At 60.1% G+C, this 11,740-nt stretch carries 10 protein-coding genes; 2 read left to right on the forward strand and 8 right to left on the reverse strand.

Annotated features, from left to right (window positions below):
* From BS627_RS15615 to BS627_RS15640, 6 genes are all read right to left on the reverse strand, one after another.
* On the reverse strand, positions 1 to 1,026 hold the full coding sequence (locus BS627_RS15615; protein ID WP_077984091.1) for an ABC transporter ATP-binding protein: 1,026 nt from the start codon (positions 1,024 to 1,026) through the stop codon (positions 1 to 3).
* A complete protein-coding gene (locus tag BS627_RS15620) occupies positions 1,019 to 1,798 on the reverse strand; it encodes an ABC transporter permease (RefSeq protein ID WP_065655279.1) in 780 nt (259 codons plus the stop codon). Before BS627_RS15620 ends, BS627_RS15615 begins: the two co-directional genes overlap by 8 nt.
* A complete protein-coding gene (locus BS627_RS15625; protein ID WP_077984092.1) occupies positions 1,795 to 2,622 on the reverse strand; it encodes an ABC transporter permease in 828 nt (275 codons plus the stop codon). Before BS627_RS15625 ends, BS627_RS15620 begins: the two co-directional genes overlap by 4 nt.
* Positions 2,623 to 2,783: 161 nt before the next feature.
* Positions 2,784 to 3,806, reverse strand: a complete 1,023-nt coding sequence (locus BS627_RS15630; RefSeq protein ID WP_077984093.1) for an ABC transporter substrate-binding protein — start codon at positions 3,804 to 3,806, stop codon at positions 2,784 to 2,786.
* On the reverse strand, positions 3,803 to 4,864 hold the full coding sequence (locus BS627_RS15635) for a LacI family DNA-binding transcriptional regulator (RefSeq protein ID WP_077984094.1): 1,062 nt from the start codon (positions 4,862 to 4,864) through the stop codon (positions 3,803 to 3,805). Before BS627_RS15635 ends, BS627_RS15630 begins: the two co-directional genes overlap by 4 nt.
* A 127-nt stretch (positions 4,865 to 4,991) precedes the next feature.
* Entirely contained in the window at positions 4,992 to 5,918 is a 927-nt protein-coding gene (locus BS627_RS15640; protein ID WP_077984095.1) for a LysR family transcriptional regulator, read from the reverse strand.
* 168 nt (positions 5,919 to 6,086) lie between these two features.
* On the opposite strand from BS627_RS15640, the gene BS627_RS15645 reads away from it, so the two are divergent.
* On the forward strand, positions 6,087 to 7,202 hold the full coding sequence (locus BS627_RS15645) for an acyl-CoA dehydrogenase (RefSeq protein WP_236760909.1): 1,116 nt from the start codon (positions 6,087 to 6,089) through the stop codon (positions 7,200 to 7,202).
* 81 nt (positions 7,203 to 7,283) lie between these two features.
* Here the strand turns inward: BS627_RS15645 and BS627_RS15650 are convergent, their stop codons facing one another.
* Entirely contained in the window at positions 7,284 to 9,383 is a 2,100-nt protein-coding gene (locus BS627_RS15650; protein ID WP_077984097.1) for a TonB-dependent receptor, read from the reverse strand.
* 271 nt (positions 9,384 to 9,654) lie between these two features.
* Here BS627_RS15650 and BS627_RS15655 point away from each other — a divergent pair, with 271 nt between their 5' ends.
* Positions 9,655 to 10,431, forward strand: a complete 777-nt coding sequence (locus BS627_RS15655; protein ID WP_077984098.1) for an IclR family transcriptional regulator — start codon at positions 9,655 to 9,657, stop codon at positions 10,429 to 10,431.
* 2 nt (positions 10,432 to 10,433) lie between these two features.
* On the opposite strand, the gene BS627_RS15660 is transcribed toward BS627_RS15655, so the two are convergent.
* Entirely contained in the window at positions 10,434 to 11,735 is a 1,302-nt protein-coding gene (locus BS627_RS15660) for an NtaA/DmoA family FMN-dependent monooxygenase (RefSeq protein ID WP_077984099.1), read from the reverse strand.
* Between the last annotated feature and the right edge of the window lie 5 nt (positions 11,736 to 11,740).

The following is an 11,740-nucleotide window of genomic DNA, read 5'->3' on the forward strand; positions in this document are numbered from 1 at the left end:
TCAGCTGAACACCTTGAGGCTCGCCGCCTTGTCAACCGGCAGGTCGAAGGCGAGCGTATCGCCGATGGCGTGGGCGGCCAAGGCGGCGTCCGTTTCCGCCTTGATGGGGCCGAGCGGCGTATCGAGCAGATATTCGCGGCTGTTGCCGGCAAAGGAGGTGCCGCGCACGGTTCCCTGGAAAGGACCTGAACCGAGGGTGACCATGCGCGGCCGCCAGGCCAGTCCAGATGCTGAAGGGACTGGTCCGGTAAGCGGTGTTGTGCCGTTTGCGGTTTTCAACGCGCCGCCATCAAGCGCGAAGATGTTTTCAAAGCCGACGAAATCCGCCACGAAGGACGAAACCGGCGCGTTATAAATCTCTTCCGGCGTGCCGATCTGCTCAATCTTGCCGCCCTTCATGACGACAATACGGTCGGCAAGCGCGAGCGCCTCGATCTGGTCATGGGTGACGAAGATCATCGTCACGCCGGTTTCCTTCTGCACGCGCTGCAATTCGGTGCGCATTTCAAGGCGCAGGCGGGCATCGAGGTTGGAGAGCGGCTCATCGAGCAGAAGCACCTTTGGTTCCATGACCATGGAGCGCGCCAGCGCAACGCGCTGCTGCTGGCCACCGGAAAGCTCCGCCGGCTTGCGCGACGCGAAGCTGGACAAGCCCACCGATTTCAGGCCGGAGGCGACCTTGTCTTCCAGCGCCTTGCCGCTCATGCCCTTGAGTTTCAGGCCGAAGGCGACGTTTTCGTAAACCGTCAGATGCGGGAAGAGCGCATAGGACTGAAACACCAGCCCGACGGCGCGCTTGTTTGCGGCAACGCGAGTGATATCGGCGCCATCGAGATCGATGCGTCCGCTTGCCACCGGCATCAGCCCGGCAATGGCGCGCATCGTCGTGGTCTTGCCGCAGCCGGAAGGTCCCAGAAGCGCGAGCAGCTCGCCCTTGCGGATATCGAGATCGAGGTCCTTGACGGCGACATTGCCGCCATAGGCGAGCGAGACTTTTTGGAGCGAAAGATAATTTGCGTCAGACATAACGGGAGAACCCCAGAAAACGTTCGGCCATGAAGACGATGCCGATGGAAAGGAAGGCGAGCAGCGAGGAGAGTGCGGCCACGGAAGGATCGAAGACGATTTCCATGTAACCCAGCATGTCGATGGGCAGCGTGCGCACACCGGGACCCGACAGGAACAGCGACACCGGCACCTGATTGAAACTCGTTACGAAACCGAGAATGAAGGCTGAGAGAATGCCGCCGCGAATATTCGGCAGCACGACGCGGAAAAACGCCCCCACCCGCGACGAGCCGAGCAGCACCGCCGCCTCCTCGATATCGGAGCGCAGATTGTTGAGACTGGCCGATACCACCCGCACCGCATAAGGCAGGATGAGCGCTGTGTGGGCGAGAAACAGGGCAAGCGTGATGCCGATGCCGAAGGGCACGACGAAATAACGCAGCAGGGCCAGACCCACGATGATGCCGGGCACGATGATCGGCGCGGAAACGATGGTGCGCACTGTCTCGGCAAAAGGCAGCTTGTAGCGCGACATGGCGTAGGACGCCGGAATGCCGAGGATGAGCGCCGCAAAGGTGCCGCCGATGGCAAGGAACATCGACATGGCGAAACTTTCGCGGAAGCTTTCGACGGTGAAGACCTTAGCGATCCATTTCAGCGAAAAGCCCTGCGGCGGAAAGGCGAGCGTATCGCCGGCCGAAAACGAGGCCGCAACGATGATGAGAAACGGCCCGATCAGGAAACCGACGACAAGAAGGAGCGTGAGCGGAATGAAGAGCTGCCGGGTCATTTCTTGTTCCTCGCGGTGGCGATGCGCTTCAAGAGGATATTGGCGGCAAAGCTCATGACGATCAGGATGAAGGCGATGACGCTGGCGGCAACGAAATTGTTTGAAACCGTCACCTGCTGGTAAAGCAGGGTCTCCAGCATCAGCACCTTGGAGCCGCCGAGAATGGCGGGCGTGATATAGGCCGTCAGCGAACCGGTAAAGACCAGCGTACCGCCAACGACCAGCCCTTCCTTGGTGAGGGGCAGGATAACCTTCCAGAACACCTGAAACCAGTTCGCGCCGAGAACGCGGGCGGCCGAGATCGTATCCTTCGGCATATTTTCCAGCGCGCTGATGAGCGAGATGATCATCAACGGCAGGAAGAGTTGCAGAAGGCCGATGAAGACAGCCGTTTCGGAAAACAGGATGCGGATCGGCGCATCGCTCAGCCCCACCGCCTGCAGCGCCTGATTGACGATGCCGGTTCTGCCGAGAATGACGATCCAGGCATAGGTGCGGGCGACCGGCGAGATCATCAGCGGCAGCACGACGAGATTGACCACATGGCCCTTCTTGCCCGACGACAGGTTGACGATGGCAAAAGCCGCCGCATAACCCACCACCGCCGACACGACGGTGACAAGCGCGCCGAGCTTCAGCGTGCGCAGGAAAACCGTCTGGTTCAGCGGATCGGAAAAGAAGGCGGCATAGGCCGACAATGTCCAGCCGTCAGTGGTGCGAAACCCCTCAGACAGCAGGATGAAGACCGGCACGAGAAAGACCGCCGCCGCGAAAATTGCGGCGGGCAAGGCAAGCGCCAGCGCTTCGGCCCGGTTCTGAAACATTGGTTTATTCCCTGAACGGCCTCAAAGCCGGTTGTTACGGCAGCCGGACGCACCGGCCTGAGAAATTGGAAGGTGGAAAAGCGGTCAGGGGACGACCGAACCGCTTTTCCGGGAATGGAGCCGCCCTTCCGGACGATGCCCCATTCCAAACGGTGAAGGCCTTACTGACCGACCTTCGCGTTCCACTCCGACAGCCACTTGTCGCGGTTATCGAGCGTTACGTCGGAAGGAATGAGCTGCAGGCTTTTTGCGGTTTCGTCGCCATAGGTGATGTTGTTCGCCACCTCTTCGGAAACCTTGACTTCCCTGTTGGTCGGGCTGTCCACCAGCTTTTCGGCCAGCGCCTTCTGAATATCGGTCGAGAGCCAGAAATCAATGAACTGCAACGCTAAATCTTCGTTCTTCGTACCCTTCGGCACCACGAGCACGTTCATGCCGCCGGTCTGGCCTTCCTTGGGTGTTGCCCAGGCAAGCGGCAGGTCAAGCTTGGTAAAAGGCGCCCAGGAGAAGCGGCCGATGGGGGCTGCCCAGATTTCTTCCTGCTGCATCAGCTGCACGAGCTGCGACGACTTGACGTAGAAGGTGACGATATCGTCCTTCTTTTCACCCACGGCCTCGATGGCGCCGGAGAGATCGGCCGTATCCTTGCCGATGGCCTTGCCGAGCATATAGAGCGCCGGTGGGCCCTGGTTGGTGGTGACATTCGGGAAAGCGACGTGGTCGACGATACCGTCCTTCAAAAGATCGGCCCAGCTGTCGATCTTCATCTTGTCGGTGCGGTAAACGATTGACGTGGCGTAGAAATTGACGCCGACGCTCATGCCGTCGCCATTCGGATCCTTGGCGATGTCATAGAGCTTTTCGATATTCGGAACCTTGGACGCGTCGATCTTCTGGATCAGGTCCTTGCGGGCGGCCGACAGCGCATCCGCCATGGAAACGATGGCGAGATCGACCACCGGATTGGCCTTGTTGGCCTCCATCTTGGCCAGACGCTCAACGCTGTTGCCGGTCTCGACGACCAGCTTGCAGCCGCATTGCTTTTCGAACGGCGTATAGACCAGTTCCTTGAATTCGTCCTGCGCGAAGGCGTAGACGGAAATCGTCAGCGTCTTGTCCTGCGCCTGCGCGGCGCCCATCGTAAACATCAGGGCGGCGCCCGATGCAAAAATGATCTTTTTCATGGTGTGAGTTCTCCTGCTGTCGTTTTTTTGGCTTCAATCGCATCATGCTTTGCCTTGCCGGTGGAGCCGCGCATGATCAGCGCCATCGGTACTTTCGAGATGTCCGCCGCCACATCGACGGCGACGCCGTTTTCGCCCGCGCCGTCGATCGCGCGCAGCAGCGCGCCGACAGCGAGATCGGCGATGCGGCCCATATCCATGCGCATGGTCGTGAGCGGCGGGGTGACAACGGCGGAAAAAATGAGATCGTCGAAGCCGGTGACACTGGCCTCTTCCGGCACCTCGATGCCCTCGCGCTGCAATTCGGTGAGCACGCGCAGCGCATGCAGATCGGAGACGGCGGCAAAGGCGGTGAACCCTTCGGCAACCTTCTTTGCAAGACCAAGCCGGCAACCCGCACCGTCAGCCTTTTCAATAGCGTCCACCCAGAGCGTCTGCGTCACGCAAGCCTTGCCAAGACCATCGCGAATGCCGCCGAGACGGTCGTTCTGCACGTTGGAATCGCGGTTCTTGCCCACCAGCACCACCTTGCGATGGCCAAGCCCGGCCAGATAGTCGCCGACCTGCCGGCCGCCATCCCAATGGTCGGCGGCGACCGTGTTGCCGGGCGTCGAGGGGCTGTCGATCACCGCGACGGGGCAATCGACATCGGCAATGCGGGTGCCGCGGCGGGGAACGATAACCATGCCATCCACACCGCGTTCGACCAGCCGGTTGATCGCATCCGTCTGCATGGCGATTTCACCGCGCGAGTCGGCGATCAGCACACCGTAACCGGCAGTGACGGCCGCCTTTTCGATGGCCTGCGCGATCTGCGGAAAGAGAGGATTGGCAATATCCGGCAGCACCAGCCCCAGAACACCGCTTTTGCCGGTGCGAAGCGCCCTGCCCGCTGAACTCGGCACGTAGCCCAGCTCGCTTGCCTTCTTGCGAATGCGCTCCACCAACTCCGGCGAAACGCGGCCCTTGCCCGACAGCGCATTGGACACGGTTGCCGCCGACACGCCGAGTGCCGCTGCTATCGCGCTCAGATTGGTGGCAGGCCGTGACGACGCCATAATGTTCCGGAAAGGCTGATTAAACGTTTAATCAAGATAATTGAGCAAGGCCGCCCTGTCGAGTCCGGTGGAGGACGAAATCGGCGAAAACCCGGGCATAAAGTCTAACTGCCCGAAAAAAGTGCGATTATTTTTGTGGGTCGTCGCTATTCGCCATGCGGTAAGCTTCCACCTGCCGCACCAGCCAGTCACGAAACAGCACGACCGGAACGTGATTGGCGCGCGAAAGCGGCGCCACCGCATAATAGGAGCTGGGGCTTCTGGCCTGATGATCGAAGGCTTTCACCAGTTGTTTCGATTTCAGCTCGTTATCGATCAGGAAAAGCGGCATCAGCGCCACGCCCAGTCCGGCGATACAGGCCTGCGCCACGCTGGAAAACTGTTCGAACCGCATGCCCTGCGGCAAGGCGAGTGACAGGCCGAGGCTTTCGAACCAGTGGCCCCATGCGCCCGGCCGCGAGGCCATGTGCAAAAGCGGCAGGGCGGCGATATCCTCTCCCTTTTCCACGGGATGGGCGCTGAGGAATTGCGGGCTGCACACCGGCGCGACCATTTCATGCATCAGAAAGGTGCTTTCCGCCCCCGGCCAGTCGGCCTGACCGATATGGATCGCCATATCCAGCTGCTCGCGCTCGAAGTCGAACTGGCCGATGCGTGTGGCGAAATTGATGGTGATTTCGGGGTGGCTCGTCACGAAATCCGGGATACGCGGCAAAAGCCAGCGGGTGCCGAAGGTGGGCAGCATGGCAAGATTCAGCGTATTGCCATGCGTTTTGGTCATGATGTGCAACGATGCGGAGCGTATCTCGCCAAGGGCTGCGGCAATCGATTTTGCGTAGGCGCGGCCCTCGGTCGTCAGTGCAACCCCGCGTGCGCCGCGTTCGAACAGGCGCACGCCAAGCTGTTCTTCCAGTGACATAACCTGCCGGCTGATCGCCCCTTGCGTCAGGGCAAGCTCATCGGCGGCGGCGGAAAAGCTGCCGAGCCGGGCCACGGAATCGAAGGCGGCGAGCGCGCTGGTGGAGGGCAGGAGTTTACGGCTGAGAGACGTCATGAGCCATTACTATATGTAATGCAAAAATGAGTAAACATGGCTTGTGCCGACTGGCTCGAATACCAATAATCCGGCCAGCAAATCCGGAGGCATCACGTGAGCGAACACGCAGCATTCAATTGGCAGGACCCTTTTCTGCTCGAAGACCAACTGAACGACGACGAGCGGATGATCCGCGACGCCGCGGCCGCCTTCGGCAAATCAGAACTCTTGCCGCGTGTCTCCGAAGCCTATCTTTCCGAGACCACCGAACCGGAACTGTTCCGCCTGATGGGCCGCACCGGCCTTCTCGGCGTCACCCTGCCGGAAGAATACGGCGCGGCCAATGCAAGTTACGTGGCCTATGGTCTCGTCGCCCGTGAAGTTGAGCGGATCGACAGCGGATACCGCTCTATGATGAGCGTGCAGTCCTCGCTCGTCATCCATCCGATCTTCGCCTATGGCTCGGACGAGCAGAAGAAGAAATATCTGCCCGGCCTCGTCTCCGGCGAGCTGATCGGCTGTTTCGGCCTCACCGAGCCGGATGCCGGCTCCGATCCCGGTGGCATGAAGACCCGGGCTGAAAAGATTGCCGGTGGCTATCGCCTGCGCGGTTCGAAAATGTGGATTTCCAACGCGCCAATCGCCGATGTCTTCGTCGTCTGGGCGAAATCGGAAGCCCATGACAATCAGATCAGGGGCTTCGTGCTCGAAAAGGGCATGAAGGGCCTCTCGGCGCCCAAGATCGGCGGCAAGCTGTCGCTGCGCGCCTCCATCACCGGCGAGATCGTTCTGGACGGTGTGGAAGTGGGCGAAGACGCGCTGCTGCCCAATGTTTCTGGCCTGAAAGGCCCGTTCGGCTGCCTCAACCGTGCGCGTTACGGCATTTCCTGGGGTGTCATGGGTGCGGCGGAAGATTGCTGGTTCCGCGCCCGGCAATATGGTCTCGACCGCAAGCAGTTCGGCAAGCCGCTCGCCGGCATGCAGCTTTACCAGAAGAAGCTCGCCGACATGCAGACCGAAATCGCGCTCGGCCTTCAGGCGTCGCTGCGCGTCGGCCAACTGATGGACGAACACAAGATGGCGCCGGAAATGATCTCCATCGTCAAGCGCAACAATTGCGGCAAGGCGCTGGATATCGCCCGCCAGGCGCGCGACATGCATGGCGGCAACGGCATCCAGATCGAATATCACGTCATGCGCCACGCCCAGAACCTAGAGACGGTCAACACCTATGAGGGGACCCATGACGTCCACGCGCTGATCCTCGGCAGGGCGCAGACGGGCATTCAGGCGTTTTTCTAAGGCTTTCTCCGCGTCGTTTCATCAAAAAAAGGCCTTCGAAGATCACTTCGAAGGCCTTTTGCTTTCAAATCCGGCAATCGCTCAGAACGTGCCGCGAATACCGACGCCGAACATGCGCGGTTCGGTCATGCTGGCCTCGATGCCGCCAATGCCGCGGTTCTGCTGCATATAGGTGGGCGCACGCTCGTCGAAGATGTTCTTGACATAGGCATAAACCTCCATCTCTTCCTGGAACCTGTAGCTCGCGCGCACATCGGCGATCGTATAGGGATCGATGGCATAGGCAGCCGTATTGGCCGTGTCGGAATAATAGCCGTCAATATGGCGCACCTGTCCCGAGACGGTGAACTTGTCTGTCACATCCCAACTCGCGCCGACGCTGAACATGAAGCCGGGCGATTTCGCGAATTCATTTCCGGCATAGCTGTTATTGCTGGAAATCTCATCAATCTCGGTCTTCAGCACGCCCGCGCTCGCCTTCAGCGTCAGATTGTCGAGAACCTGATAGTCGGCGCCGAGTTCCAGACCATAAGCATGCGCCTTCTGCGCATTGATGGTGTAGGACTGGGTGATGCCGGATGAGATGACGACCGGAATATTGTACTGGGCGTTCTTGTAGTCCATGTAGAACAGGTTGCCGTTGAGCGTCAGCCGGTCATCCAGCATTTTCGCACGTGTATAAAGCTCGTAATTCCATATGGTTTCCTTCTCGAACGGCAACCATTGTCCCGACGAGATGTTCAGCGAAATACCGCCGGGATTATAACCACGGCTGATCATGCCGCCGACGGTCCAGTCGTCATTGATCGCATAAGCGAGAGATGCCTTGGGCAGCAGTTCGGAAAAGGTCTCGTCAAAATCCACCGCACGGGCTGAATAAACCGAGCGACCCGAACGCTGGATGCGGTCGGTCTGGTAACGCAGGCCGCCGGTCAGTGTCCACTGGTCCGTAAGACGATAGCTCAGCTCGCTGAAGATGCCGAGATTGTCCTTGGTGTCGTCGAACGTCGAAAGACTATTGTTAAATCGCCCTGTAAGTCGAAGAAGCTCGTCAGCCTGACTATGCGCGTAATAAATACCCGCGACACCGCTCAGCACGTCTTCCTGGTCACCGAAGGTCACGCGTGTTTCGTGAGAAGCGTTCGTCTGGTCGATATCCGCATCGCCGTTGTTCACGACACCAACCCGGCGTCTGGCGTCCGAAGCGGAGAACTGCGTCTGGTTGAAGAGTTTCACGCCGTTCTCGAAATCATAATTGATGTCGAGAATACCGGTGTGGGTGTTCTGGCTCCAGCTTGGCATGGTGGTGGTGACGTGATTGAGATCCTCGAAAGGACGCGACGCCGCTTCCTGGCTCGGTCGGTTGGCGGCATTATAGGAATAGGTAAGCTTGGTCGTCAGCCCGGGAATCTCCGGCGGTTCCCACAGAAGCTTGAAACGCGCGTTGAACTCCTTGAAGTCCTGATCCGTGCCCGCATGCGCGAATCCCGAATTGATATAGTCGATGAAAGTGTCGCGGCCGGAATAATCAACCGCCAGACGCGCCGCCAGCTGATCCTCGACGAGCGGACCCGAAAGCGCAAATGAGGCCCGCTTCTGGTGGTAATTCCCGATTTCCGCCTGATAGGAGGCTTCCGGCGTGAATGTCGGATCCTTCGTGTTGACGACGATCGCGCCGGCAATGGCGTTGGCGCCCTGCGAGGTGGTCTGCGGGCCGCGGAAAACTTCGATGCTTTCAACGTCCCAGATGGAAGTCGCGCCATAGATGAATTCGTTATAACCGAGATAGTGGCCGTCCACATTGATGGTGGCGCGTGGCACGGTGCCGGCGAAAAATGCCGTCGCGCCCGTATTCGGGCCCTGCGTATCCAGACCGCGAATGATCGGGGCGCTGACATTGTCGGTGTAGACGACGTTCGGAATATCCTTGATCGCTTCCGATACGGTCGGGTCGCCGGTCTTTTCTTTTCTGATTTCCTCGGCGGATTTGACAGAGACGGACGACGCCGTGTTCTTCATGTCGCGCGCCACTTTTTCACCGGTCACCACGATCGGCTTCAAGACGGTGGTGCCCACCGCATCAGCCTGCTGATCCTGACCGAGAACCGGCGTCACAAATAATGTCGCCAGCGTCAGAGCGCTGACCCCGCTCATCAAACGACCGTTAGAACTGAACCCCATCACAAACCCCTAATAAACATGAGTATTAAAGTCATATTCAAGTAACGGAAGCGTTATCCGTTTCGCAATAGAGAATGCGTTCTGTATTGCGGACAAAAAAGGCTTCCGTAACGGGATGTGCCATATTTACAACAAAGTTTACCCGCCGCCGCTTGTGCACCCGCAGCGTTTCGAAAGGGAACAGCATAATTCCGTCCGCAGAAATCGATTCCGATTTCCGCCCCGATGCGTTAGGCATGCTCAACAAAACGGGGGAACGGGCTTGAACGCCATGGATGACGATACGGACAATCTGCCGGAAAACGAGGGCGAAAAGCGCTCGGCCCTCATTCAGTCAGTGTCGATCGCGGCGCGTTTTCTCAATCTGCTTGCCAGATCGGATACGGCGCTTGCCCTGGGCGAACTGGCCAAACGCGCCGGCACCGGCCGCTCCACCGCGCATCGCTATATGCAGAGCCTCGTGCGGGAAGGACTAGTGATACAGGATCCCGCAAGCGGTAGTTACGATCTCGGACCCGCGGCGCTCGGAATAGGCATCAGCGCGCTCAGGCGAATCAATCCGGTCGAAACCGCCGGCCGCCAGATGAATGCGCTTGCCTCCAGGATCGGCGCCAGCTGCGGCGTGGCAATCTGGACCGAACGCGGCCCGACCGTGGTGCGATGGGCGAGAAGCGCTAGCTTTTCCATCAGCACCGTGGCGCTCGGCGATGTTCTGCCGCTCGACAACAGCGCCTGCGGGCTGGTTTTCCAGGCCTACCTGCCGCCGGACAGGATCGCCGCCGTGCGCAGGTTGCAACCGGCCGCTTTTCGCGGCTCCCGTCCCGATGCCGGCATTCTGGAAACCATCCGTGAAGCGGGTGGCGCGGAACTCAATGAACATCTGTTCTCCGCCCTGACAGGCAAGGCCGCGCCGGTTTTCGACGCACAGGGCGAACTCTGTTGTGTCGTCACCACCGTATCCTTTGTCGCAACCGCTGAGACCGAACGGCATTTTTCCCGGCTGATCGAAGCCGCCGGACAGGCGACGGCCGAATCCGGCGGCGCGTAAGCCTATTCGGCCAGATGTTCCGCAAAGGTGCGGCCGGAATAGGCCGTGCGGAAAAGCCCGGCATCGGCGAGCTTCGGCAACAGCCGCTCCAGCACCAGCCGCATGGACGCCACCGAACCTCCGGGCACCGCGACGAAACCGTCGATCGCCCCGGCAGCCGCCCATTCACGGATGGCCTCAAAGGCATCTTCAACGGTGCCGATGATCTGCCAATGGCCCGACCCCATCACTTCCGGACGCCGCAATAATTCCGCAACACTCAGCGTCTCCCGCTCGATCAGCCGGCGCAGCAGGCCGGCATGGGTGCGGCTTCGCGGTGTCTCGGGCGGCGGCGGCAGGTCGGAGGCGGTAACGATCCGCGTGAGCGGCCAGTCCGTGAGATCAAGACCCGTCATATCGCGAATGGAGGCAAAGGCGCGGGAGCGGTTGGCGCGGGCGTGGGTCTCCGTAAAGAGTTCCAGCGCCTCCCTGCCGGTCTCCGCCAGATAGAGGCTGAGGCCCGGCATCATCTTCACCCCGTCGGGGTTGCGGCCGTGGCCCTCGGCACGCCGCCGCAAATCCGCCCTGAGTTCGATGGCCGCCTGCATGTCCGGTGTGGAGGCAAAGACAGCATCGGCCACCGACGAAGCGAAATCGCGGCCCTGGGGAGAGGCGCCCGCCTGCACGAGCGGAATACGGCTGGCATGGGCCGGCAGGTTGAGCGGGCCTTTGACGCTGAAATGCCTGCCCTCATGCGCCACCGGATGCACCAGCGAAGAATCGGCGAACCGCCCGCTTTCCCGGTCGAGTTTGAGAGCTTCGTTCGGAAAACTCGCCCATAGCGCTTTCACCACCTGCGTGAATTCGGCGGCGCGCTCGTAACGCTCCTGCGGCGAAGGCATCTCTGTCAGACCGAAATTTTCGTGCCCGTCAAGCGCCGTGACGATATTCCACCCCGCCCTGCCATTGCTCAGCCAGTTCAGCGACTGGATCTGGCGGGCGACCACATAGGGCGGCAGAAATGTGGTCGAAACGGTGGACAACAACCCGACATGGCTGGTTTCCCGTGCAATGGCCGCAAGAAGCATGGTCGGGTCCATGCTGGCAAATCCGCCGCCGGTCTCCAGCCCCTCGGTGCGCAGAAAAAGCGTATCCGGCCGAAACACGAAATCCACATGCGCGGCTTCCGCGCGCTGCGCCAGATCCACAAAATAATCGCTGGAAAACACCCCGCTTATATCGCTGTCCGCGCGCCGCCAGGCTTCGCCGCTGAGCCATGTTGGGGCCAGCGACATGCCGACATGAAGCTTGGCTGTGACTGACATGATGC

Source organism: Agrobacterium salinitolerans, assembly GCF_002008225.1.
Classification (GTDB): domain Bacteria; phylum Pseudomonadota; class Alphaproteobacteria; order Rhizobiales; family Rhizobiaceae; genus Agrobacterium; species Agrobacterium salinitolerans.

Bases quoted from the DNA above. Each gene is read 5' to 3' on its own strand.
- BS627_RS15615 (WP_077984091.1), bottom strand. From the start codon at position 1,026: ATGTCTGACGCAAATTATCTTTCGCTCCAAAAAGTCTCGCTCGCCTAT.
- BS627_RS15620 (WP_065655279.1), bottom strand. From the start codon at position 1,798: ATGACCCGGCAGCTCTTCATTCCGCTCACGCTCCTTCTTGTCGTCGGT.
- BS627_RS15625 (WP_077984092.1), bottom strand. From the start codon at position 2,622: ATGTTTCAGAACCGGGCCGAAGCGCTGGCGCTTGCCTTGCCCGCCGCA.
- BS627_RS15630 (WP_077984093.1), bottom strand. From the start codon at position 3,806: ATGAAAAAGATCATTTTTGCATCGGGCGCCGCCCTGATGTTTACGATG.
- BS627_RS15635 (WP_077984094.1), bottom strand. From the start codon at position 4,864: ATGGCGTCGTCACGGCCTGCCACCAATCTGAGCGCGATAGCAGCGGCA.
- BS627_RS15640 (WP_077984095.1), bottom strand. From the start codon at position 5,918: ATGACGTCTCTCAGCCGTAAACTCCTGCCCTCCACCAGCGCGCTCGCC.
- BS627_RS15645 (WP_236760909.1), top strand. From the start codon at position 6,087: ATGATCCGCGACGCCGCGGCCGCCTTCGGCAAATCAGAACTCTTGCCG.
- BS627_RS15650 (WP_077984097.1), bottom strand. From the start codon at position 9,383: ATGGGGTTCAGTTCTAACGGTCGTTTGATGAGCGGGGTCAGCGCTCTG.
- BS627_RS15655 (WP_077984098.1), top strand. From the start codon at position 9,655: ATGGATGACGATACGGACAATCTGCCGGAAAACGAGGGCGAAAAGCGC.
- BS627_RS15660 (WP_077984099.1), bottom strand. From the start codon at position 11,735: ATGTCAGTCACAGCCAAGCTTCATGTCGGCATGTCGCTGGCCCCAACA.